Here is a 22768-nt window from a genome sequence, read left to right on the forward strand (position 1 = left end):
TCCTTATCCGCGGCGGGGGACGCGGTGCCACCGCGCCCCCGGCACCCCGGTGGAAAGTTTTTTCGGCGGCCGTGTCGGATCCGCGCCGCTTCGTTCGAGGCAGTGAGTGAAGGCCTCGAACGAAGGAGTACGCGCGATGACCACCACGCTCACCCGCACCCGCCCGCTGCTCGTCTGCGGCGTCCTCGCGGGCCCGCTCTACGTCGTCACCTCGCTCGCCCAAGCGCTGACCCGTGACGGCTTCGACCTGTCCCGGCACGCCTGGAGCCTGCTGGCCAACGGCGACCTCGGCTGGATCCAGACCGCGAACTTCGTCGTCACGGGCCTGCTCGTCGTGGCGGCGGCCGTCGGACTGCGGCAGGAGGTCGGGGGAGCCGCGCCCACGCTGATCGCCGGCTACGGCGTCAGCCTGGTCGCGGCCGGAGTGTTCCACGCCGACCCGGTCGCGGGGTTCCCCGTCGGCGCGCCCGAGACGACACCGGTGAGCTGGCACGGCATGCTCCACCTCGTGGTCGGAGCGCTCGGGTTCGTCTGCCTCGTCGCCGCCTGCCTCGTGCTGGCGGCCCGGTTCGCGCGCGCCGGGCGGGCCGGGATGGCCTGGTTCTCCCGCGGCACCGCCGTCGCGTTCACGGCCGCGTTCGCGGGCATCGCGAGCGGCTCGCACGGACCGACCGTGCTCGCCTTCTGCGCGGCGATCGTCCTGTCCTGGGCGTGGCTCGCCGTCGTCTCCGTCCGAGTCTGATCAACCGAAAGGGTTTCCGACCATGCGCTACCTGACTCTGCTCAAGGCCGTCCACCCCACCACCCCGCCGCCGCCCGGCCTGATGGAGGCGATCATGAAGCTGGGCGCGGACGCCACCGCCGCGGGCGCCCTGCTGGACACCGCGGGCCTGGCCCCGAGCGCCACGGGCGCGCGCGTGAGCCTGGCGGGCGGCGAGCTGAGCGTCACCGACGGGCCGTTCGCCGAGGCCAAGGAGACGATCAGCTACGCCGTCTACGAGGTCCGGTCGAAGGAGGAGGCGGTCGAGTGGGCCTCGCGGTTCCTGAAGCTGCACCGCGACCTGTGGGACGGCTGGGAGGGCGACGTCGAGGTGCTGAAGGTGTTCGGCCCGGAGGACTTCCCGGCCTGACGGCCACCCGCGTGCGAGGATCGGTGGTCATGACGGATCCTCGCCGCGCGGTGGAGGCGGTCTGGCGGATCGAGTCCGCCCGGATCGTGGCGGGCCTGGCGCGGCTGGTCGGCGACGTCGGGCTGGCCGAGGAACTCGCGCAGGACACGCTGGTCATCGCGTTGGAGCAGTGGCCGAGCGCGGGCGTGCCCGACCACCCCGGCTCGTGGCTGATGGCCACGGCCAAGCACCGCGCCGTCGACGCGCTGCGCAGGCGCACCCGGTACCAGGAGAAGCTGGCCGAGATCGGCCGGGCGACCCCGGAGCACGTGGACCCCGACCTGGCCGCCGAGGTCGACGACTACGTGGGCGACGACCTGCTGCGGCTCGTCTTCACCACCTGCCACCCCGCCCTGCCGACGGAGTCGCGGGTCGCGCTCACCCTGCGGCTGCTCGGCGGCCTCACCGTCGCCGAGATCGCCCGCGCCTACCTGGCGTCCGAGGCCGCCGTCGGGCAGCGGATCACGAGGGCCAAGCGCACGTTGGCGGAGAAGCGGATCCCGATCGAGCTGCCGCCTCCCGCCGAGGCCGCCCAGCGGTTGGCGTCCGTGCTGGAGGTCGTCTACCTGATCTTCAACGAGGGCTACGCGGCCACGGCGGGCGACGACTGGACGAGGCCGTCGCTCTGCCAGGAGGCCCTGCGGCTCGGCCGCGTGCTGGCCACGCTCGCACCGCACGAGCCCGAGGTCCACGGCTTGGTGGCGTTGATGGAGTTGCAGGCGTCCCGACTACCTGCCCGCACCGATCAGGCGGGCCACCCGGTGCTGCTCCAGGACCAGGACCGGTCGCGCTGGGACCGCCTGCTGGTCCGCCGCGGCCTGGCCGCGCTCGCACGGGCCGAGGGCACGTTCGGGCCCTACGCGCTCCAGGCGTCCATCGCCGCCTGCCACGCCCGCGCGGCCCGCGCCGAGGACACCGACTGGGACCGGATCGCCACGCTCTACGAGGTGCTGTCCCACGTCTCCCCGTCCCCGGTGGTGGACCTCAACCGCGCGGTCGCCGTCAGCCACGCCCACGGCCCCGAACCCGCGCTCGCGATCGTGGACGCCCTCGACCTGCCGAACTACCCGCTGCTCCCCGCCGTGCGCGGCGACCTGCTGGCCCGCCTGGGACGGTCGGCCGAGGCGGGCGACGAGTTCCGCCGAGCCGCGGCGATGACCCGCAACGCGGGGGAGCGGGCCCTGTTCGAAGGGCGGGCAGCGGCGTTGGGCTGACGGGCCGCTTTTGAGGAACGATCGTTCTTGACTGATCGTTCCTCAAAAGTCTATCGTCGTGGCATGGGCAGGCGGAGGACGTTCGACGAGGACGAGGTGGTGCGTGCCGCCGTCGGGTTGTTCGGCGGGCGCGCGTACGACGGGGTGTCCGTCGACGACCTCGTCACCCACCTCGGGGTGCACCGCAACAGCCTCTACAAGACGTTCGGCAGCAAGCGCGGCCTCTACCTGATCGCCCTGCGCCGCCACGTCGTCGACGACGTCCAACCCCTGGTCGACGCGCTCGCCGCGGTGCCGGACGCCGCGGCCGTGCTAGGGCTGGTCACCTCGGCCGACCTCGGCCTGCTGCTGCTCGCGGCGGTCGAACGGGCGCCCGCCGACGAGGAGGTGGCCGAGGTGGTGTCCGCCGCGTTGGCCGCCGTCGACCAGGCGATCGCCGACGCGCTCGGCATCCCCACCGAACTGGCCGCCGCCCTCACCGCCGCCGCACTCGGCATTCGCCTGCGCGGCAACCCCGACGGCGTCGGTGACGCGCTGACCCGCCGCCTCGATCCCCTCGACTGAAAGGAAGCACCGACATGGCACTGGTCCACATCGACGGCGAGGACCTCGTCGTCGTGATGGAGGGTCTCGACAAGCTCTGGGCCCTCAAGAGCAGCCTGACCATCCCGCTGGCCAACGTCCGCGGCGCGACCGAGGATCCCGGCATCTCCGCCGAACCCAAGGGGATCCGGGCGCCGGGCTCGCACGTGCCCGGCGTGATCACGGCGGGCACGTTCCACCTCGACGGCGAGAAGGTCTTCTGGGACGTCAAGGACCCGTCGAAGGCCGTCGTGATCGAACTCGCCGACGAGCGCTACTCCCGCCTGGTCGTGCAGGTCGAGGACCCCCGCGCGACCGTCGCGCTGGTCGAGAACGCCCTCCGGTGACGGCCCCCTGGACCGCCGCGCTCGTGATGGCGTTGGCCGTCGCGACCCCGGCCGAGGCGGCACCCCGTCTCGTGCCCGCCGCCGATCGTGAGGTCGTCTTCACCGTCGACGGAACGGCGACGTACGGCACCCTGCACGTCCCCGAACACCGTGCCGGGCAACGGTTGCGCGCCGCGCTGCTGCTGCCCGGCAGCGGACCCACCGACCGCGACGGCAGCCAGCCGCCCGCCGCCCAGAACACCCTGGCGCTGCTGGCGGGCGCGCTCGACGCCGACCGGGTCGCCACACTCCGGTTCGACAAGTACGGCACCGGCAAGACCGGGCTCGGCGCCTACCGCGACCACCCGGAAGCGCTCGACTACCCGGCGTTCGTCCGGCAGGCCACGGCCGCCTACGAGTCGTTGCGCGACCAGCCGGAGACCAACCCGAACGCGCTCGTGGTCGTCGGCCACAGCGAGGGCGCGATGACCGCGTTGCTGCTCGGCGGCACCGCCCACCCGCGCCCGACCGGCGTGGCCCTGCTGCAACCGCAGGCGATCCGCCTGCTGGACCTGGTCGCGCTGCAACTGCACGCCCAGGTCGCCGAGGCGACCCGCCAGGGCCTGCTCACCCCGGACCAGCAGCGGTCCATCGACACGGCGGTCGACGCCGCCGTCACCGCCCTGCGCGAACGCCGCCCGGTCGACACCACCGCCCTGCCACCCGCCGTCGCCAGGCTGTTCGAGGCCTTCGAAGGACCGAGCAGCCGTTTCGTGCTCAGCAGCGACGCCGTCTACCCGCCGACCGCCGCCGCGGACCTGCGCCGGGGCACCAGGGTGCTGCTGACCTGCGGCACGGACGACCCCCAGGTCCCGTGCGCCACCACGGACGCCCTCACCACCGCGCTGCACCGCGCCCACGTCGGTGGGCCGGGTCGGGTGCCGTTGCCCGGAGTGGGGCACCTGCTCCACGACACCGACCACCCGACCACCCTCGCCCCGGCCGTGCTCGACGCCCTGCACCGGTTCGCCGGGCACTGGTGAATGCGCCGATCAGGTGAACCGGGCCGGAATCGGTCAAGGTGGCGGCTCCGGCTGCCGACAACCTGAGTAGCGCCGGAACTCCCTCCACGGGTCCGGCGCTTCGGTGTTCCACGGGCCTGGTGTTCTCGCTGCGTGTAACCGGTTCGCCCCTTCGTCCGATACAGGCTGTGACGAAACTGGGGTGAGCGGTGGAGGGACAGGACGCGAGTGCCGACGGCGCGAACGCGGTGTTCAGGTGTTCGATGCTGGCGCTGGGATTGGCCGCGTCGACCAACGCGGTGGTGGCCGTGATCGACGCGGTGGAGTGGGCGTGGTGGGCGGCGGCCGCCTTCGCCCTGATCGCCCTGGTGCTGGCCGGGGCCTGGTCGGGTTCGGACGGCGAACGCGCCGACCGGGCGCGGGAGGTCCAGCTCGTCGCCGGTGAGGTGGGAGTCAGCTCGGCATCGGCGTCAGGAACGAAGGGCGCGTAGACCGGCGCGAATCTCGCCGACGAGGATCTCCGGCTGTTCCAGGGCGGCGAAGTGCCCGCCCTTCTCGGCTTCGCCGTAGTGGATCAGGTCGCTGTAGGTGTCCTCGATCCAGCTCCGGGGCAGGAGCGGGATGTCGCCGGGGAAGACGGTCACCGCGACCGGCAGCGTCAGCTTCGGTCCCGCGAGGGTGCCCGACCTGTTCTCCCAGTAGATGCGGCCGGACGACGCCGCGCTGTTGGTGAACCAGTAGAGGGAGATCGCGTCGAGCATGTCGTCCACGCTGAGCACGTCCTCGGCGAGCCCCTGGTTGTCGGTCTTGGACTGGAACTTCTCGTAGATCCAGGCCGCCTGACCGGCGGGGGAGTCCGCCAGCGCGAAGCCGACGGTCTCCGGTTTCGTGCCCTGGAGGTGGTTCGACCCGCCGAGTTCGCCGGTGTAGAGGGCGAGGGTCTCCACGGCGTGGCGCTGTTCGGGCGACAGGGTCTCGGGGATCCGCTCGGGGAAGGCGTACTGGGTGTTGAGGTGGATTCCCAGCAGCCCTTCGGGTCGCATGGCCCCGAGGGCGGTGGTGACGACGGAGCCCCAGTCGCCGCCTTGCGCGGCCCACCGCGAGTAGCCGAGGCGCTTCATCAGCTCCGCCCACGCGGTGGCGATGCGTGGAACGGTCCACCCGGTCGCCGTGGGCTTCTGGGAGAACCCGAAGCCGGGGAGCGACGGGATGACGACGTCGAACGAGTCGGCGGCGTCGCCTCCGAACGACACCGGATCGGTCAGCGGGCCGATCAGCTTCAGGAACTCGACGATCGAGCCCGGCCATCCGTGCGTGAGCAGCAGCGGCATCGCGTCGGGGTTCTTGGACCTGACGTGGAGGAAGTGGATGTCGAGCCCGTCGATCTCGGTCAGGAACTGGGGGTGGCTGTTGAGCTCCGCCTCGAAGCGCCGCCAGTCGTAGTCGTGCTCCCAGTGGTGGACCAGGGCCTTGGCGTTCTCCACGCGGACCCCTTGCGACCAGTCGTTCACCGTTTCCGGGTCCGGCCAGCGCGTTCGGGCCAGTCGCTGCTTCAGGTCCTCGATCTCCGAGTCCGGGATCGAGACGGTGAACGGGCGGATGAGGGTCGATGTCGGTGCGGTCATGGGCTTCTCCTTGGCTTCGTTGCACACTGGTGTGCAACGTACTTCATTGCACACGGGTGTGCAACAATGGCGTCGTGCCCACGGAGTCCTCTCGCCTGCGCTCGATGAACGAGACGCGCGACCGCATCCTCGACGTCGCCCTCGACGTGCTGGGGGAGAACCCCGACGCCGGGATGGGCGACATCGCCACCGCTGCCGCCGTCGTTCGCCGCACGGTCTACGGCCACTTCCCCTCTCGCCTCGACCTGATCCGGACGCTCACGGAACGGGCCGTCGCCGAGATGACCGCCGTGCTCACCGACGTCAACGCCACGGGCGCGGAGGCGGACGCGGCGTGGGTCGAGTTCATCGCCCGCGTGTGGCCGGTGGCGCACCGGTACCGGGTGCTGCTGGCGTTGCGCCGCGGCGAGTACGGCGAGGCGATCCACGGCCTGCTCGGCCCGGTCGACGCACTCCTCGCCGACCTCGTGGAACGGGGCCAGGACGGCGACGCGTTCGCGAAGCACCTGCCCGCGGGCGTGCTGAGCCAGGTCGCGTACGGCGTCGTGTTCGCCATCGCGGACAACGACCTGCCGAACGGGGCCCGAGCCGCGACGATCACGAGCCTGCTGATGCTGGGGGTCCCCGAGACACGCGCGACCGCGCTCGTGGACGAGCGGCACTGATCCGCGGGCGCGCGGTCGTGGGCTGGTTGGTAGCTTCCTCGCGTGACGGACTCGGATCCCAAGGCTGACCTGCGGCGGTACCTCCAAGCGGCGCGCGACGCGCTGCTGTGGAAGCTCGACGGCCTCTCCGAGTACGACGTGCGGCGACCGCTGACACCGACGGGCACCAACCTGCTCGGCCTCGTCAAGCACATGGCGGGCGTCGAGATCGGCTACTTCGGCGACACGTTCGGCCGGAAGTTCCCGGAGCCGCTGCCCTGGTACGACACCATGGACGACGACCCCAGCGCCGACTTCTGGGCCACCGAGGACGAGACGCGTGAAGACATCGCGGGCCTCTACCGCCGAGTGTGGGCGTTCGCCGACGAGACCATCGAGTCGACCCCGCTGGACACGACGGGCGAGGTCCCGTGGTGGCCGCCGGACCGCCGCGTGACGACGCTGCACCGGATCCTGGTGCACGTGATCGCCGAGCTCAACCGCCACGCAGGCCACGCGGACATCGTCCGCGAACTCCTCGACGGCGCGATCGGCCTGCGAGCCGACGCGACGAACCTGCCGGACCTGGCCGCGGACGCGTGGGCGGAGTACCGCGAGAAACTGGAACGAATCGCCCGCGCGGCAGGCACCACGAAGTAGTCGGACCCACCGCGGTAAGAGGTCTGCGGCTCTCCGGACGAACTGGTGGACATCGGCTACCGCTCGGCAGTCACGTGCACGGGGCCACGCTGAAGATCGTCGACGGCCGCTGCTGTGACCACGTGACCTGGACGTTCACCTCGATGTCGGTCGGGTGGCGGGGGTTGCTGTCGTATCGTCGCCGGGAATCGGAACGTCGGGTGTTCGGACGACGCTGGAGGAGCCGTCGATGTGGCGTGTGGTCGCGGTTTTGGGTGCGTTGTGCGGTGTGGTGGCGGTGTTCCTGCCTGGTGGGGCGATTCGGCCGGACCGGCCCGACGTGGGTGTCGCGCTGGTGGCGGGTGGGCTGGTGGTCGCGGCGGTGTTGTCGTTCGCGGGGGCGCGGGTCGGCCGGGTGCTCGGGGTGGTCGTCGCTGGGGTGGCCGCCGGGTTCGCGGTCGTCTGGCTCGTGGGGGACGTGGTCAGTGGTGCGCCGGGTAGTGGCACGCCCGTGTTGGCGGTGGGTGCGGTCGTTGCTGTGGTGACGGGCTTGCTGGCCGTTCTCGGCCGTGCGGCTGTGGGGCCGGTGCTCGCCGCGGCGGTGGTGGTCGTGGTCGCGGGTGGTGCGGTCGCCGGAGCGGTGGTCGTGCCGGGATCGCGGACGGAGTCGGTGACGGCCGAGCAGGTCACGCCCGCCGCCGTCACGGGCAAGCCCACGGGGGAACGGTGGCAGTGGAAGGCTCCGTCGGAGCCGCGGGCCGTGGTGGCGGCGGGGGCCGGGGTCGTGGTGGCCACGGTCGGCGGTGAGGTGACCGCGCTGGACGGGCGCACCGGGGCCGCGCGGTGGAGTTACCTGCGCCGGGGCACGCACGTCCGCGACCTGGTCGCCACGCCCGGTGGTGGGCTGGTGCTGGTGGCGCTCGCGCCGGGCGGGCCGCACGACACCGAGTCGAACCTGCTGGTGGTGCTGGACGCGGTGACCGGCGCGGTGGTGCACGAGCAGGTGGTCGACGCGCTGCTGTCCGATGTGGACGGTCTGGTACCGACGGCCGACGTGCTGCCGTTGCGCGAACGCCGTGGCGACGACTTCGTCACCACCGCAACGGATCTGCGCACCGGCGAGCAGGTGTGGACGTGGTCCGCGCCCGCGGGCTGCCGGTCGGACTTCGCGCTGCCCGCGAGCGGCCGGGACGTGGCGCTCGCGCCGTTCGAATGCCCGGACCGGATCGGCGTGGTCGCGTTGGACCAGCGCACCGGTCGGCAGCGCTGGGAACGCACCCTCGGCCTGGATCCGGCGATCTCGTCCGACGAGGTCCCGCGCTTCATGCTGGCCGCGTCACCGGACGGCGGGGTCGTGTCGGTGCGGCTGAGTTCCCCGAGGGCCACCACCTCCGAGGACGTCCTGCTGCGGGCCGACACCGGCGAGCTGCTGACCTCCGTCGACGGCGGCCTGTTCCCGCGCCTCGACACCGGCCCGATCCCGGTGCTGGAACTCCAGGCCAACGCCCAGCCGACCCGGAGCGAGGCGGTCGACCCGAGCAGCGGCAAGACCACCCCGCTCGACCTGACGACGTGCCCCAGCCGCATCGCGGACGCCACCACCACGTCGACCTACCTGCGGGTGTGCGGCGCCAAGGACACCGCCTCCCTGGTCTGGCAACCCCTGGCAGGCGGCCCGGCCTCCACCGCGCCCCTGGACCGTCCCGAGTCGGAGTCGGGGATCGGCGGCCTGCTCGGCGGCGGCACGACCGCACTCGTCCCCGCACCCGGCGCGGTCGTCGTGGCCAGGGCCACCGACCTCGCGGTGGTCGGCTTCCCGACCTCGTAGGCGGGACCTCCCGCCGCCCCGAACGCTTGGGGTGGCGGGAGGCACGAGGTCAGAGGGTTCCCACACCGCCGTCGACCGAGTCGAAGTCCTCCGCCGTGGCGTCGCTGCTGGCGCCGAACGGGTAGATCCCGGCGTTGTTCACCAGGATGTCGACCTGGCCGCCGATCTCGGTCGCCCGCTCGGCCAGCACGCCGAGCGAGTCGAGGTCGTTCAGGTCGGCGGCGACGAAGTCGGCCTTGCCGCCCGCCGCCCGGATGTCGTCGACGGTCTCGCCGCCGCGGTCGGCGTTGCGCCCCGAGACGATGACGTGGGCTCCGAGCGAGGCGAGCAGCCGCGCGGTGGCACGGCCGATGCCGCTGGTGGAGCCAGTGACCAGTGCGGTCCTGCCTGACAGATCGGCGGTCACGGGTGCTCAAGATCGCGGCCGACCTGATGTTCGAGCACGGCGCCGCCGCGACGAGCATCGACGACGTGAAGCGCGCGGCGAAGGTCAGCGCGGCGAAGGTCGGGTACTACTTCGGCGACAAGCAGTCGCTGGTGCGGGCGGTCATCGAGTACCAGGCGGAGACCCTGATCGAGGGCCAGCGCCCACTGCTGGACAGGCTGGACAACTTCGAGGCCCTGTACGCGTGGCGCGACCACGTCGTGGCCATGCGGATGGAACGCCAGTACATCCGCGGCTGCCCCGTCGGCTCGCTGGCGTCGGAACTGGCCGACTCCAGCCCCGCCCTGCGCGAGGACATCGCCGCCGCGTTCCTGCGCTGGCGGGAACCGATCACTGCGGGCCTGACAGCCATGCGCACCCGCGGCGACCTCCGCCCCGAAGCCGACCCAGAGGCCCTCTCGATGGCACTCCTGGCCGCCGTCGAGGGCGGCACCCTGCTCGCCCAGACCCTCCGCCAGGCAGCCCCGCTGGAGGCAGTCCTCGACGCCGTGCTCGCCCACGTTCACTCGCTGGCTTAAGGGCGAAAATCGGCCTGGGAGACTGCGGGGATGCGGATCACGTTTGTGCTGCCCGTGTTCTCCAGGGTGCCCAGTGGTGGGTTTCGGGTGGTTTACGAGTACGCGAATCGGCTTGTTGCGCGTGGGCACCAGGTGACCGTTGTGCACGAGCAGTGGTACGAGGGGTGGGGGCGGCCGGTTGCGCACCTGCGTGAGGTTGTGCGGGATCGGTGGCACAGTCGGGTTCCCGGTGGGTTGCACCGGTGGTTGCGGTGGATGGTGGTTGATGACGCTGTTCGGATGACCATGGTGGGGAAGCTTGAAGCGCGGTCGTTGCCGGAGGCGGACGTGACCGTTGCTACCTACTGGACTACGGCGCTGCTGTTGCCGCAGTTGTCCGCGCGGCAGGGACGAGGGGTGCACCTGGTGCAGGGGTACGAGATTTGGGGGGTTGCGGAGCCCAAGCGGGTGGATGAGGTGTTGCGGTTGGGGGTGGCGAAGGTGGTGGTGTCCCACTACCTCGCTGGGGTGTTGGAGAAGGTGGGGGTGCCTCGCGCGAACGTGACCGTGGTGCAGAACGGGTTGGACCACGGTGCTTACCGGCCGCCGGTGCCGGATGGGGAGCGTGGTGCGAGTGTGAGTCTGCTGGTGGGGACTGGGCCGCAGAAGGGATCCGTGGTTGCGGTCGCGGCTTTGGAACGGGTGCGGGACGTGGTTCCCGAGTTGCGGGTCAACGCGTTTGGCACGGAGAAGCGGCCGGGCTTCCTGCCTGAGTGGGTGGGGTATTCCCGTGCGGGCAACGGGCCTGAGCAGGCTGGGGCCGCTTATCGGGCCAGTGCGGTGCACCTGTGTTCCTCCGTGGAGGAGGGGTGGGGGTTTCCGGTGGCCGAGGCCATGGCGTGCGGGACCGCGGTCGTCGTCACGCGCAACGGGGGCGCGGAGGACTTCTGCGCGCACGAGGAGAACTCGTTGCTGGTGGAGGTCGGGGATGCCGAAGGCATGGCGTCGGCGGTGGTGCGGTTGCTGCGGGATCAGGGACTTCGGGAGCGGTTGGTGCGTTCTGGGTTGGCCACGGCCGCGGGTATGGATTGGGAGAAGTCGACGGATCGGTTCCTCGCGGCGCTGATGTCCGCCCGGTAGGCCGTTCGGCGCATTTTCGGCGCTGTGCCGGCTCCGTGCAAGGTCGTCGTGCTCCACTGCGGTCTTCGCGGGCATCCGGGGGAGAACGATGACGAAGCGCCTGGTTCTGCTGCTGCCACTGGTGTTGCTGTTCGGACTGGTCGTGGCGTTGCCGCCGTCCGCGGTCGCCGTGGACGGGCCCGCGGCTCGGCTGAACACCCAGTGGAACGCCTACGGCGACCAAGGCGGGCACTGGACCGGTGGGGACAGCACGGTGTCCGTGGCGTTGCCGGACGGTCGGGTGGCGTGGCTGTTCTCCGACACCTTCCTCGGCACGGTCGCCGCCGACCACTCGCGGCCCCGGAACACGCCGTTCCTGCACAACTCCATCGTGGTGCAGCAGGGTGGGCAGCTCGTGCAGACCGTGCACGGGGGAACGGCGAACGCCCCTTCCTCGCTGGTGAACGCGGCGAACGCCGACGAGTTCTACTGGGTGTCCTCGGCCGTCGTGCAGGGTGGCGCGCTCAAGGCGTTCTACGGCAAGTACCGCAAGACGGCCGACGGCGGTCCGCTGGGCTTCGTCCGGATCGGCACGGCGGTCGTGACGTACGCGCTGCCGGGGCTCACCGTCTCCTCGGTCACCGATCTGGCGTTGGACGCGAAGGTCGGCTGGGGTTCGGCGATCGTGACCGACGGCGGCTACGACTACGTGTACGGCACCGAGGACACGGCCGGGTACAAGTTCGCGCACCTCGCCCGCGTCCCCACCGGGAACCTGGCGGGCGCGTGGGAGTTCTGGACCGGGTCGGCGTGGTCGGCCCAGGACACGCAGTCCGCGCGGCTGTTCTCCGGTGGTGGCACGGAGTTCTCGGTCGTCCGCGTCGGCGGCCAGTTCGTGGCGGTCACCCAGGACGGCAACACGCCGTTCAGCCCGTGGATCGTCGCCTACACCGCGAGCAGCCCCGCCGGGCCGTTCGCCGGGCCGGTCTACCTGCACCAGGCGCCCGAGTCGGAGGCGAGCGGTGGCTGGCAGACGCCGTACGACGCGCAGGTGCACCAGGAGCAGGCGACGCCCGGCACGTTGTTGCTGTCCTACAACAACAACACGCTCAACAACGACGACAACTACCTCGACGCGCGGATCTACCGGCCGCGGTTCGTCGACCTCACGTGGCCGCCCGCCGTGCCCGACCCGGCGGCCGTGCCCGCGAAGCCGACGGGCCTGGCCGTCACCACGGACACCGGCGGCACCGGGAAGCTGACGTGGACCGCTCCCAGCGGTTCCGGGCTCTCGTACTGGGTCTACCAGCGGGACGTGACGGCCGGGCAGACGCACTTCACCCGCGTGCCCAAGGCGGCGACCACGACGTCCCAGCCGATCGGGGGCCTGAAGGACGGCCACACCTACGAGTACCGGGTGTCAGCGGCCAACTCGGCGGGCGAGGGCCAGTTCTCCACGACCGTGACCACGGTCGCGCACGTGGCCCCGCCGCCCGCGCCGACGAACTTGCGGGCGACGCCCGGCACCGACGGCGACGTGGCCCTGACGTGGGACGCCGTCGCGGGCAACGTCCAGTACCTGGTGGAACGCCGGGACGTCACGACGGGGGAGACCGAGTTCGCCGAGGCGCAGTCGCCGAACGCGTCGGGCACGTCCGCCACCGTGACCGGCCTGGTGAACGGGCACACCTACGAGTTCCGGGTGTCCGCGCGGAGCGGCGGCGGGCTGGGTGCACCGTCCACAGTGGTCACCGCGACCGTCGTGGTCGCGCCGCCGACCGCGCCGACCGGGCTGACCGCCGTGGCGCAGGGCGACGGCGGGGCGAAGCTGACGTGGACCGCGCCCGGCCAGGGCCTCTGGTACTGGATCTACCAGCGGGACGTCACGGCCGGGGAGTCCGGTTTCACCAAGCTCCAGTACCCGATCACCGACGGCACCACGTTCACCGCCGGATGGCTGATCAACGCGCACACCTACGAGTTCAAGGTGACCGCGGTCGGCAGGGCTGGCGTGGAGTCCCCGGCGTCGGCGGTGGTCAGCGCGCTCGCGCGCTACGACCTGCCCGCCGCGCCGACCGGGCTCGCCGTGGCAGCGCAGGGGGACGGCGGCCTGAAGCTGACGTGGACCGCCCCCGGTGAAGGCCTCTGGTACTGGGTGTACCAGCGGGACGTGACGGCGGGGGAGGCCGCGTTCACCAAGCTCCAGTACCCCATCACCGACGGCACGTCCTTCACCGCGGGCCTGCTGCTCAACGACCACGCGTACGAGTTCAAGGTCACCGCCATCAACTCCGGTGGCGAGGGACCGGCGAGCGCCGCGGTCCGCGCGACCGCGCACTACGCCTCTCCGGCGGCCCCGACCGCCCTGACCGCGACGCCGGGGGACGGCACGGTCGCGCTGTCCTGGACCGGCGTGCCGGACGCCTGGTACTGGATCTACCAGCGGGACGTCACGGCCGGGGACACCACGTTCACCAAGCTCGAATACCCGATCACCGACGGCACCGCGTTCACCGCGGGCCTGCTGGCCAACGGGCACACCTACGAGTTCAAGGTCAGCGCGACCGCGGCGGGCGGTGAGGGCCCGGCGAGCGCCGTCGTGTCCGCGAAACCGTTGCCGCCCTTGCCCGCGGTGGTCACCGGCCTGACCGCGACCCCACGGCCGACCGGCGACATCGACCTCGCCTGGACCGCGCTGCCGAACGTCTACTACTGGGTCTACTACCGGGACGTCACCGCGGGCGGGGCCCTCACCAAGCTGCCGTTCCCGGCAACCGAGCCGAAGAACACCGTGGGGCTGCTGGCGAACGGGCACCTGTACGAGTTCAAGGTCGCCGCGACGAACCTCGCGGGCGACGGGCCGGACTCCGCGCTCGTGCGGGCGACCTCGCAGGTCGCCGCGCCCGGTGCGCCGACGAACCTCACCGGGTCGGCCGCTGGCGACGGGTCGATCGACCTGAGCTGGGACTCGGCCGGGCCGAACCTGTACTACTGGCTCTACCGCCGGGACGTCACCGCGGGCGAGACGGCCTTCACCAGGTCGGGGTTCTTCACCGACAAGACGGTCGCGAGCTGGGACGGTCTCCAGGACGGCCACGTCTACGCGTTCCAGGTGCGTGCGGAGAACATCGCGGGGCTCGGTCCGGCGTCGAACACCGTGCAGGTGACCTCCCACGGCGGGTTGCCCGCGCCGCCGACGAACCTGACGGCGTCCCCCGGCAACGGCCGGGTGGTGCTGAACTGGACGGCGAGCCCGACGGCGGACGTCTACTACTGGGTCTACTACCGGGACGCGACCGCGGGCGAGCGGTTCACGCGCCTCGAACTGCCGGTCAACGGCACGAGCTTCACCGTGTCGCCGTTGACCAACGGTCACACGTACGAGGTCAAGATCGCCGCCACGAACTGGGCCGGTGACAGCCGGACCACGGCCGTGGCCTCCGCACGGCCGCTGCCCCCGGTCCCGGCGACGGCGCAGCTCACCGCCATCGCGGGCAACGGGGAGGTCGGGCTCGGCTGGAACGCGGTCGACCAGGCCACGTACTTCTGGGTCGAGTACCGGGACGTCACGGCGAACCAGGGCGGATTCCAGCGCCTGCCGTCGCCGGTGCAGGCATGGGCGTTCACCGTGCGGTCGTTGGCCAACGGTCACCGCTACGAGTTCCGGGTGATCTCCGGGAACGTCGCGGGGGAGAGCGGGCCCTCGAACGTGGTCTCGGCGACGCCGGTGCCTCCCGCGCCCGCCGCGCCGTCGAACCTCCGCGCCACGGCGGGCAACGGCCAGGTGTCGCTGAGCTGGAACGCGAGCCCGACCGGATCGGTCTACTACTGGGTCTACTTCCGGCCCCAGGGCCACAGCGAGTGGTACTTCGTCAACCACCCCGTCAACGGCACGTCGTACACCGCGACCGGGCTGATGAACGGGTTCACCTACGACTTCCGGGTGACCGCGGCGAACCTCGGAGGGCAGAGCGCACCGTCCAACGTGGTCACGGCGAAGCCGTTCCTGCCGCTGCCCGCGGCCCCGTCGGGCCTCCAGGTCCGGGCAGGCGACGGGCAGGCGACGCTGACGTGGGACCGGAACAACCCGGTGGGGGCGGCCTGGTACTGGATCTACTTCCAGCCGCAGGGCCACAGCGAGTGGTACTTCTACGCGCAGCCGGCGGGCAACAGCCCGGTCACCGTCTCGAACCTGTGGAACGGCTTCACCTACTCGTTCAAGGTGACCGCCGCCAACGCCGCGGGCCAGACGGTCGCGACGAACGTGGTCACGGTGAAACCCATGCCGCCGTTGCCGTCCGCGCCGGGCACGCCCTCGCCCACCCCGGACCCGAACTCCAGCCGGATCGGCCTCACGTGGTCGCCCAGCCCCTCGCCGGGCGTGAGCTACCGGGTGGAGTACCGCAACCTGTCGGACGCCGAAGGGGTCTGGCGCACCCAGTACGCCTCCGGCACGAGCGCGACCTTCGACCAGTACCCGGTCGGCGTGGTCTGGGAGTTCCGGGTGGTCGCGACCAACATGACGGGCTCGACGTGGTCCACGGGCACCTCCACCGCGGTGTCCAACGTCTGGACCGGCACGTTCCGCGGCGTGGGGCTGAACTCGGTCAACGGCGCGAACGCGTTCGCGGCCTCGCGGATCCTGCTCAGCGGCCTCGGGTGCAGCGTCGGGCTCCGGCAGAACGTGTGCTTCGGCTGGGGCTACAACGGGCGGCCGGTCACGTACGGCGACTTCCTGTTCTACCCCGGCACCAAGGCCAACATGAACAACCTCGTGAAGTGCGAGGCGTACCAGCGGTTGGCGCTGCTCCGCTCCGCGGACAACGGCTGGTTCCTGTCCCGGTCGCGGGGGATGGACGTGGTGCGGCACGAGGGCGTGCACACCTTGCAGGAAGGCGGGTTCCCCTCGTTCGCGACGTTCGGCTTCCTGTACTGGCTGGAGGGATCGGACGGGGTGGACAACCAGTTCGAGATCGACGCGAACCTCTGGTGGGGCCACTACCTCGGCCCCTGGCCCGGCACCAGCGGCTGCGGCTACTTCGGGTGAACCGGGGTGCTCCCGGGTCGTGCGACCGGGGAGCACCCTGACTCAGGACCGCCACCCGCCCGCGAGGCTGACCCTCGTGGCGAGGCCGGGGTTCCCGGCGTAGCCGCGCACGTCGCCCCACGCGGACCACCGGCCGTCGGGGTAGCGCGCGGCGTGCCAGACCGCTCCGCTCACCGACAGGGCCACGACCTGGAGCTCCCCGGTGGTGAACCCCGCCGCGGCGACGTCCAGCGCGAGTCCCGTGCTGCCGCCGGTGTAGTCGTCGATCTTCAGCAACGGCGTCCAGTTGCCGTCCGGCAACCGGGTGGCGTGGCGTACGCCCGCGAAGCCGTAGTTCGCGACGAGGTGGAAGATCCCGTTGACCTCGGTCGCGCTCACCGACAGCACGCCTCCGGGATTGCCCGCGAACGCCTCCACGTCGCCCCACGGCGTCCAGTTGCCGTCGGTGCGCCGCAGCGTGTGCATCAGCCGTCCGGGCCCGGTCGACACGGCCACCTGGAGTTCCCCGTTGAGGAACCCGGCCGCCGCCACGTCCGTCAGGTCCGACAGGTCGCCCGCGAAGGACTCCACGCTGCGCAGGGGAGTCCACGCCCCGTCCGGCGTCCGGACGGAGTGGTGGATCTCGTTGGCGTCGCTCACGACGACGACGTGCAGCGAGCCCCCGACCTCGGACGCGGCCACCCTGGTGATCGTGCCGACCTCGCCCGCGAAGTCCTCCACGTTGCCGAACGGCGTCCACGGCCCGTCGACCCGCCGGATCGCGTGCCAGAGTTCGCCGTCGTTGCCGACGACCAGGGCGTGCTGCTCACCCGCGACCATCGCCGACGCCGTGTCGACCGGCGTGAAGACCGCGCCGGTCGCGGCCTCCACGTCCCCGAAACCGGTCCACTGGCCGTTGCGCAACCTCATCGTGTGGACCAGGCCGCCGGTGCTGGTCGACGTCAGCAGCTGGGTGCCGCGCCACTGGTTCACCGTCTCCCCCTTGAGCACGCTGAGCAGGGCGACCTTGTTGTCGTAGCTGGTGACCTTGTCCCGGTCCTCGCTGAGGTGGATGTGCCAGAGGTGGCTGGAGTCCGAGGTGGCCGACCGGCGGTAGCGGAAGTCCCACCCCTCGACGGTCGTGTCGTCGTCGGTCTGGCCGAAGAACTCGCGCCAGCCGTCCAACCGCGGGTCGTTCGGGTCCTGGCCCGACGCCAGCAGCCGGGCGGAGTACCGGGCGATGGTGCCGTAGCGGCCGTTCTTGGCGTCCGGGAACGTCCAGTCGTAGGCCGCGGCCAGGTTGGCCGGACCGCCCTGGTCCTCCGCGTCCCGCACGGAGTAGTCGCTGGAGCTGTTGCCCGCGCGGGTGTTGTGGTAGCCGGGCTTGTTCGCGTAGATGCCGCCGTTCTCCGTGCCCGGTTGCAGCGCGAGCAGCTGCCGCATGAGCCAGGACGACACGTCGCTCGTGTTCGCGGCGGCGGTCGCGCCGGGCACGGTCTGGAAACCCGCGACCAGCACCGTCCCCAAGAGCGCGGTCACCACTCTCCGGGCCACCTGTGTTCCGTTCGTCATGGACACCCTCCTTCGGTCGTGCCGGACCATCCGCCGCCACGGTGGGCCGCCATTCGTGCGAAATCCCCGTGTTTTCCCCCAACCGCAGGCCGGAACGGGTAGGAACGGCCGCGCAGGAACTCGTCGCGGGGGGAGGAGCGGCGTGAGGTTTCGCCTACTGGGGCCGGTGGCGGCCATCGACGGCGACGGGCCGCTCGATACGGGGCCCGCGCGGCAGCGGTGCGTGCTGGCCGCGCTGGCGGTGGACGCGGGCCGCGTGGTGCCCGTGGACCGGCTGGTCGACCGCGTCTGGGGCGAGGACCCGCCTCGGCACGCCAGGGCGACCCTGGTGAACTACCTCTCCCGCCTACGTGTTCTCCTGGCCGGTGCCGACACGCCTGTGACGCGCTCGCCCGGCGGGTACGCGCTGGGGTGCGCGCCGTCGCTGGTGGACCTGCACCGGTTCGACGAACTGCGCGCCCGCGCGCGGGCCGCCCCCGACGACGGGCAGCGCGTCGCGCTGCTGGAGCAGGCGTTGGGGGAGTGGCAGGGCGAGGCGTTGACCGGGGTCGACGGCGACTGGGCCGCGGCCGAGCGCGATCGGCTGCACCAGCGACGTCGGGACGCCGAGTGCGACCTGACCGACGCGCGGCTGCGGCTGGGGCACGGCGAGGACCTCGTGGCGGCGCTGTCGGCCCGCGCGGCCGACCGGCCGCTGGACGAGCGCGTGGCGGCCCAGCTCGTGCTGGCCCTGCACCGCGCCGGGCGCACCGCCGACGCACTGGCCCACTACCGCCGGGTGCGCGAGGAGCTGGTCGACCAGTTGGGCACCGACCCCGGCCCCGCGCTGCGGGACGCGCACCAGCGCGTGCTCGACGCCGATCCGGCTCCACCCCCGGTGACCGCGGCACCCCGGCAACTGCCCGCGCCACCTCGGTGGTTCACCGGCCGCGGCGGCGAGCTGGCCCGGTTGGACCAGTCGTTGACCGAGGCCGCTTCGGGCACGGTCGTGATCTCGGCGATCGGCGGCGCGGGCGGCATCGGCAAGACCTGGCTGGCGCTGGCGTGGGCGCACCGGCACGCCCGGCGGTTCCCCGACGGGCAGCTGTTCGTGGACCTGCGCGGCTTCAGCCCGACCGAACAGCCCCTCGCGCCCGACGCGGCCCTGTTCGGGTTCCTCGGCGCGCTGGGCGTGTCCTCGGACGACGTGCCCACCGACCTGGACGGGCGCGCCGCGCTGTACCGGAGCCTGGTCGCGGGACGGCGGATCCTCGTCGTGCTGGACAACGCGGCCACCTCCGAGCAGGTCGTGCCGCTGCTGCCGGGCGGCCCGACCTGCGTCGTGCTGGTGACCGGCCGCCACGAACTCGCGTCGCTGATCCAGCGCCACGGCGCCCGCCACCTGCGGCTGGACGTGCTCACGCGGCAGGAGTCGCGGGCGCTGCTGGCCGCGCGCCTCGGCGCGGACCGCGTCGCCGCCGAGCCCGCCGCGGTCGACGAGCTGGTCGAGTCGTGCGGGGGCTACCCGCTGGCGTTGTCGATCACCGCCCGCACCGCCACCACCCGCCCCGGCGTCCCCTTGGCCGAGATCGCGGCGGAACTGCGCGAGCTGGGCCTGGAGATGTTCGACCACGACACCGATCCCGCCGCCAGCCTGCCCGCGGTGCTCTCGTGGTCGCTGCGCTACCTCACCGACGCGCAGCGGACCGTGTTCGGGCTGCTGGGCATCGCCCCCGGCGCGGACACGACGCCGCCCGCCACAGCGGCCCTCGCCGACCTGCCCCCGGCCCGCGCCCGCGCGACCCTGTCGGCGCTGGAACGGGCGTCGCTGCTCGAACGGCGGCCCGGCGGCCGGTTCGCGATGCACGACCTGGTGCGCGACTACGCCACGACCACGGCCCACGACCTGCCCACCGCCGAGCGGGCCGCGGCACTGGTCCGGGTGGTGGACTTCCACCTGCACACCGCCCGCGCCGCCGACCGCCTGATGGACCCCCACCGCCCGCTCATGCCGGTCGACCCCGCCGCCCCCGGCGTCCACCCGCTCCCGCTGCCCGACGCCGCGGCCGCGACGGCCTGGCTGGAGGCCGAGCACGCGACCCTCCTCGCCGCCCAGCGGACCGCCGCCGCGCTCGGCCGCCACCACGCGGTGTGGCACCTCGCGTGGACGTTGGACACCTTCCACCTCTGGCGGGGTCACCGGCACGACGCGCTCACCGCGTGGCGGGCGGCGCTGGAGGCGGCCGAGCACCTGCCAGACCCCGCCACCCTCAGCCGCACCCACCGGCTCCTCGGCCGCGCCTGCTCCCGGCTCGGACGGCACGAGGAGGCCGCCGCCCACCTGGACCGGGCGCTCGGCCTGGCCGTGCGCCACCGGGACGCCACCGAACAGGCGCACACCCACCGCTCGCTCGCGTTCGCGTGGGACCAACAGGGCGACGACCGGCGGGCACTGGAGCACGCCCGGCACGCGCTCGACCTCTACCACGCGCTCGACCAGCCCGCGTGGGAAGCCGACGCGCTCAGCGCGGCGGGCTGGTACGCCGCGCGCCTCGGCGAGTTCGACACCGCCCGCGAGCACTGCTCCACGGCACTCGTCCTGCACCGGCACCACGCCAACCCCGCGGGCGAGGCGGCGGCGCTGGACAGCCTCGGGTACATCGCCCAGGGCGTCGGCGACCACCGGCGGGCCGTCGACCACTACCACCAGGCCGTGGACCGGTACCGCGCCCAGGGCAACGCCTACTACGTCGCGGAGACCCTCGACCGCGTGGGCGACTCGCACGCCGCCCTCGGCGAGCACGACCGCGCCCGCGTCGCCTGGCGGGAGGCCGCGGCGCTGTACCGGGACCAGGACCGGCACGTCGACGCCGAACGCGTGGATCTGCGGCTGGCCGGTCTCGACAGGACCGCCGAACCCCCTCGGTGATCCGTCCCACGGGACGGACGGGGCCGGCCGGTGGGCGAGCTACGACCGAAGTGTCGTGTTGGTGATTCGTTGACCGGATCGCGGCCCTCCGACACCCTCCGGGAGGTCACCCCCTGCCTCGAAAGGTGCTCCCCATGGTGCGAAGGATCCTGCTCGTGCTCGTCGCGGGCCTCCTGACCCTCACCGGGACGGCGGCCGCCGACCCCGGACCCGTGACGTCGGCCGACGTCCACGCCTCGGACGGCTGCTACACGTGGAGCCGGTCGCTGGCGCAGGGCGCGAGCGGCGAGGACGTGCGCCAGCTCCAGATCCGCGTCTCCGGCTATCCCGGCTACGGCGCGGTGGTCGGGCTGGACGGCCAGTTCGGCGCGGCCACCAAGGCCGCGGTCGTCCGGTTCCAGCAGGCCTACGGCCTCGCCGCCGACGGGGTCGCCGGTCCGGCCACGTTCGCCAAGGTCTACGCGCTCCAGGACGACGACTGCACGCCCGTCCACTTCACCTACGGCGAGCTGAACCGCTGCAACTCCGACTGGTCCGGCGGCAAGGTGTCGGCCACGCAGGCCAAGGCCAACGCGCTGGTCACCATGTGGAAGCTCGAGGCGCTGCGGCACGCGCTCGGCGACCGCCCGCTCACGGTGAACGGCGGGTTCCGCAGCGTGTCGTGCAACAGCGCGGTCGGCGGTTCGGCGACCAGCAGGCACATGTACGGCGACGCGGCCGACCTCGGCGCGGGCGTCCAGGGCTTCTGCGCGATCGCCAAGCAGGCCCGCAACCACGGCTTCACCGAGATCCTCGGGCCCGGCTACCCCGACCACAACGACCACGTCCACACCGCCCTGCGGTCCGGTCAGCTCTGGTCGGCGCCCAACTGCGGCATCTGACGACGCCTCGGCGGGGCGGGCCCACGCCCGCCCCGCCGACCCGAGGCGGGCACCTGGTTAGGGTTCGGGTCAGTCGCCGAGGGTTCGGAGGTGGGTCCGTGACGGGGAGCAAGACCTTCCTGGTCGCCGGGCTGGGCGGTGGGTCCGGTCGGGCGTTCGCCGAGCGGGCCTGGGAGTCCGGTCACCGGGTGGTCGGGTTCGTCCGCGGGGCCGAGCAGGCCGCGGAGTTCGAGGCGTCACGGCCGGGGCTCGCGTTCGCGCGGGTGGTGGACATCGGGTCGGCCACCGGGATCGAGCCCGCGGTCCGGTCCATCGAGGACGACATCGCGCCGATCGACGTCCTCGTGGCGGGCATGGACCACGGCGAGTCCACTGTGGATGACCTGCGCAGGCGGCGCGACATCGACGTCTTCGGCACGGTCGCGGTCGTGAAGGCGGTCCTGCCCGGCATGCGGAGCAGGCGCGGCGGGACGGTCGTGGTCGTGACCTCCGACGCGACGCCGTCCTACCACGGCAGCAAGTTCGCGCTGGTGGGCATCATGCTGTCGCTGGCGACCGAGGTCGCCCCGTTCGGCGTCCGCGTCACGGTCGTGGGACCGGACGCCTTCCGCACCGCGTGGTCCGACGGCGCGCTGGTCCTGGAGTCCGACGACGGCCCCCTCGCGCTGCCGCCGCCCCGCTGATCCGACCGGTCAGCGGGCCGCCGTCACGCCCGCGGAACTCGCGCGCACCTGGAGTTCGGCCGGGAAGACGCAGCGCCAGTGCGGCGCGATCTGCCGGTGCACGAGGGCGCGCGTGGCCGCGGCGGCCATCTGCTCGACCGGCTGGCGGACCGTGGACATCGGCGGCGCGGTGCAGGTGGCGATCACGCTGTCGTCGAACCCCACGACCGCCACGTCCTGGGGCACCTTCACGCCGAGGTCGGCCAACGCCTGCATCGCGCCGGACGCCATCGCGTCGGTGGCGGCGAAGATCGCGTCGATGCCGGGTTCCTCGGCCAGCAGGCTCTGGGTGAGGTCGTACCCGGCCTCGCGGCGGAACTTGCCGATCCGGGACAGGTCCGGCAGGCCGAGGTCGCGCACCGCGCGCCGGTAGCCCTCGCGCCGGGCCTCCGCGCACGGGTTGCCCTCCTGGCCGTGCAGCGCGGCGATGCGACGGCGGCCGGTCCGGTGCAGGTGCGCGACCGCCGCGTACGCGCCCTCGGCGTTCTCCATGTCCACGAACGGGAGGCCGGGAGCGGACGGCCCCATCGACACCACGCGGTCGCACCG

At 72.5% G+C, this 22768-nt stretch carries 20 protein-coding genes; 16 read left to right on the forward strand and 4 right to left on the reverse strand.

The window, feature by feature from the left end; all coding sequences use genetic code 11:
• Nucleotides 1-136: 136 nt before the first annotated feature.
• The 7 genes from ACFWW9_RS25435 (at nucleotide 137) to ACFWW9_RS25465 (ending at nucleotide 4804) form a co-directional block, all read left to right on the forward strand.
• The gene (locus tag ACFWW9_RS25435; protein WP_390382782.1) at nucleotides 137-742 is read left to right on the forward strand and encodes a DUF998 domain-containing protein; all 606 of its coding nucleotides are present in this window, start codon (nucleotides 137-139) and stop codon (nucleotides 740-742) included.
• A gap of 22 nt (nucleotides 743-764) precedes the next feature.
• The gene (locus ACFWW9_RS25440) at nucleotides 765-1130 is read left to right on the forward strand and encodes a YciI family protein (protein ID WP_390382784.1); all 366 of its coding nucleotides are present in this window, start codon (nucleotides 765-767) and stop codon (nucleotides 1128-1130) included.
• 29 nt (nucleotides 1131-1159) lie between these two features.
• Nucleotides 1160-2383: an RNA polymerase sigma factor gene (locus tag ACFWW9_RS25445; RefSeq protein ID WP_390382787.1), complete on the forward strand. Its 1224-nt coding sequence runs from the start codon at nucleotides 1160-1162 to the stop codon at nucleotides 2381-2383.
• A 63-nt stretch (nucleotides 2384-2446) separates the two neighbouring features.
• Nucleotides 2447-2947, forward strand: coding sequence for a TetR/AcrR family transcriptional regulator (locus tag ACFWW9_RS25450; protein ID WP_390382790.1), 501 nt, complete (start codon nucleotides 2447-2449; stop codon nucleotides 2945-2947).
• 14 nt (nucleotides 2948-2961) lie between these two features.
• Nucleotides 2962-3312, forward strand: a complete 351-nt coding sequence (locus tag ACFWW9_RS25455; protein ID WP_390382793.1) for a hypothetical protein — start codon at nucleotides 2962-2964, stop codon at nucleotides 3310-3312.
• Nucleotides 3309-4334, forward strand: a complete 1026-nt coding sequence (locus tag ACFWW9_RS25460; RefSeq protein ID WP_390382796.1) for an alpha/beta hydrolase family protein — start codon at nucleotides 3309-3311, stop codon at nucleotides 4332-4334. Before ACFWW9_RS25455 ends, ACFWW9_RS25460 begins: the two co-directional genes overlap by 4 nt.
• Before the next feature lie 242 nt (nucleotides 4335-4576).
• Complete coding sequence (locus ACFWW9_RS25465) at nucleotides 4577-4804, forward strand: hypothetical protein (RefSeq protein ID WP_390382798.1); 228 nt, start codon at nucleotides 4577-4579, stop codon at nucleotides 4802-4804.
• Here ACFWW9_RS25465 and ACFWW9_RS25470 read toward each other — a convergent pair.
• Complete coding sequence (locus ACFWW9_RS25470) at nucleotides 4784-5938, reverse strand: epoxide hydrolase family protein (protein WP_390382800.1); 1155 nt, start codon at nucleotides 5936-5938, stop codon at nucleotides 4784-4786. The genes ACFWW9_RS25465 and ACFWW9_RS25470 overlap by 21 nt on opposite strands.
• Nucleotides 5939-6042: 104 nt before the next feature.
• On the opposite strand from ACFWW9_RS25470, the gene ACFWW9_RS25475 reads away from it, so the two are divergent.
• The 3 genes from ACFWW9_RS25475 (at nucleotide 6043) to ACFWW9_RS25485 (ending at nucleotide 9049) form a co-directional block, all read left to right on the forward strand.
• Entirely contained in the window at nucleotides 6043-6603 is a 561-nt protein-coding gene (locus tag ACFWW9_RS25475; RefSeq protein WP_390382803.1) for a TetR/AcrR family transcriptional regulator, read from the forward strand.
• A 42-nt stretch (nucleotides 6604-6645) separates the two neighbouring features.
• Entirely contained in the window at nucleotides 6646-7242 is a 597-nt protein-coding gene (locus ACFWW9_RS25480; protein ID WP_390382806.1) for a DinB family protein, read from the forward strand.
• A 229-nt stretch (nucleotides 7243-7471) separates the two neighbouring features.
• Entirely contained in the window at nucleotides 7472-9049 is a 1578-nt protein-coding gene (locus tag ACFWW9_RS25485) for a PQQ-binding-like beta-propeller repeat protein (protein WP_390382808.1), read from the forward strand.
• 49 nt (nucleotides 9050-9098) lie between these two features.
• Here the strand turns inward: ACFWW9_RS25485 and ACFWW9_RS25490 are convergent, their stop codons facing one another.
• Nucleotides 9099-9455, reverse strand: a complete 357-nt coding sequence (locus tag ACFWW9_RS25490) for an SDR family NAD(P)-dependent oxidoreductase (RefSeq protein WP_390382811.1) — start codon at nucleotides 9453-9455, stop codon at nucleotides 9099-9101.
• A 2-nt stretch (nucleotides 9456-9457) separates the two neighbouring features.
• Here ACFWW9_RS25490 and ACFWW9_RS25495 point away from each other — a divergent pair, with 2 nt between their 5' ends.
• From ACFWW9_RS25495 to ACFWW9_RS25505, 3 genes are all read left to right on the forward strand, one after another.
• Nucleotides 9458-10012: a TetR family transcriptional regulator C-terminal domain-containing protein gene (locus tag ACFWW9_RS25495; RefSeq protein WP_390382813.1), complete on the forward strand. Its 555-nt coding sequence runs from the start codon at nucleotides 9458-9460 to the stop codon at nucleotides 10010-10012.
• 30 nt (nucleotides 10013-10042) lie between these two features.
• On the forward strand, nucleotides 10043-11131 hold the full coding sequence (locus tag ACFWW9_RS25500) for a glycosyltransferase family 4 protein (protein WP_390382816.1): 1089 nt from the start codon (nucleotides 10043-10045) through the stop codon (nucleotides 11129-11131).
• A gap of 88 nt (nucleotides 11132-11219) precedes the next feature.
• On the forward strand, nucleotides 11220-16157 hold the full coding sequence (locus ACFWW9_RS25505; protein WP_390382819.1) for a DUF5005 domain-containing protein: 4938 nt from the start codon (nucleotides 11220-11222) through the stop codon (nucleotides 16155-16157).
• Between the two features lie 42 nt (nucleotides 16158-16199).
• On the opposite strand, the gene ACFWW9_RS25510 is transcribed toward ACFWW9_RS25505, so the two are convergent.
• Entirely contained in the window at nucleotides 16200-17708 is a 1509-nt protein-coding gene (locus ACFWW9_RS25510) for a hypothetical protein (protein WP_390382822.1), read from the reverse strand.
• Between the two features lie 142 nt (nucleotides 17709-17850).
• Between ACFWW9_RS25510 and ACFWW9_RS25515 the strand changes: the two genes are divergently transcribed.
• The 3 genes from ACFWW9_RS25515 (at nucleotide 17851) to ACFWW9_RS25525 (ending at nucleotide 22180) form a co-directional block, all read left to right on the forward strand.
• Nucleotides 17851-20616: a BTAD domain-containing putative transcriptional regulator gene (locus tag ACFWW9_RS25515; RefSeq protein ID WP_390382825.1), complete on the forward strand. Its 2766-nt coding sequence runs from the start codon at nucleotides 17851-17853 to the stop codon at nucleotides 20614-20616.
• A gap of 134 nt (nucleotides 20617-20750) precedes the next feature.
• Nucleotides 20751-21497, forward strand: a complete 747-nt coding sequence (locus ACFWW9_RS25520) for a D-Ala-D-Ala carboxypeptidase family metallohydrolase (RefSeq protein WP_390382828.1) — start codon at nucleotides 20751-20753, stop codon at nucleotides 21495-21497.
• A 98-nt stretch (nucleotides 21498-21595) separates the two neighbouring features.
• Entirely contained in the window at nucleotides 21596-22180 is a 585-nt protein-coding gene (locus ACFWW9_RS25525) for an SDR family NAD(P)-dependent oxidoreductase (protein WP_390382831.1), read from the forward strand.
• A 9-nt stretch (nucleotides 22181-22189) separates the two neighbouring features.
• Here ACFWW9_RS25525 and ACFWW9_RS25530 read toward each other — a convergent pair.
• The coding region (locus ACFWW9_RS25530) for a substrate-binding domain-containing protein (protein ID WP_390382835.1) at nucleotides 22190-22768 on the reverse strand (579 nt) is incomplete at its 5' end.

This window comes from Umezawaea sp. NPDC059074 (assembly GCF_042738955.1).
In the GTDB taxonomy this organism is placed as follows: domain Bacteria; phylum Actinomycetota; class Actinomycetes; order Mycobacteriales; family Pseudonocardiaceae; genus Umezawaea.

Coding starts and splice junctions, on each gene's coding strand:
- ACFWW9_RS25435 (WP_390382782.1), top strand. CDS start 137: ATGACCACCACGCTCACCCGCACCCGCCCGCTGCTCGTCTGCGGCGTC.
- ACFWW9_RS25440 (WP_390382784.1), top strand. CDS start 765: ATGCGCTACCTGACTCTGCTCAAGGCCGTCCACCCCACCACCCCGCCG.
- ACFWW9_RS25445 (WP_390382787.1), top strand. CDS start 1,160: ATGACGGATCCTCGCCGCGCGGTGGAGGCGGTCTGGCGGATCGAGTCC.
- ACFWW9_RS25450 (WP_390382790.1), top strand. CDS start 2,447: ATGGGCAGGCGGAGGACGTTCGACGAGGACGAGGTGGTGCGTGCCGCC.
- ACFWW9_RS25455 (WP_390382793.1), top strand. CDS start 2,962: ATGGCACTGGTCCACATCGACGGCGAGGACCTCGTCGTCGTGATGGAG.
- ACFWW9_RS25465 (WP_390382798.1), top strand. CDS start 4,577: ATGCTGGCGCTGGGATTGGCCGCGTCGACCAACGCGGTGGTGGCCGTG.
- ACFWW9_RS25470 (WP_390382800.1), bottom strand. CDS start 5,938: ATGACCGCACCGACATCGACCCTCATCCGCCCGTTCACCGTCTCGATC.
- ACFWW9_RS25475 (WP_390382803.1), top strand. CDS start 6,043: ATGAACGAGACGCGCGACCGCATCCTCGACGTCGCCCTCGACGTGCTG.
- ACFWW9_RS25485 (WP_390382808.1), top strand. CDS start 7,472: ATGTGGCGTGTGGTCGCGGTTTTGGGTGCGTTGTGCGGTGTGGTGGCG.
- ACFWW9_RS25500 (WP_390382816.1), top strand. CDS start 10,043: ATGCGGATCACGTTTGTGCTGCCCGTGTTCTCCAGGGTGCCCAGTGGT.
- ACFWW9_RS25505 (WP_390382819.1), top strand. CDS start 11,220: ATGACGAAGCGCCTGGTTCTGCTGCTGCCACTGGTGTTGCTGTTCGGA.
- ACFWW9_RS25510 (WP_390382822.1), bottom strand. CDS start 17,708: ATGACGAACGGAACACAGGTGGCCCGGAGAGTGGTGACCGCGCTCTTG.
- ACFWW9_RS25520 (WP_390382828.1), top strand. CDS start 20,751: ATGGTGCGAAGGATCCTGCTCGTGCTCGTCGCGGGCCTCCTGACCCTC.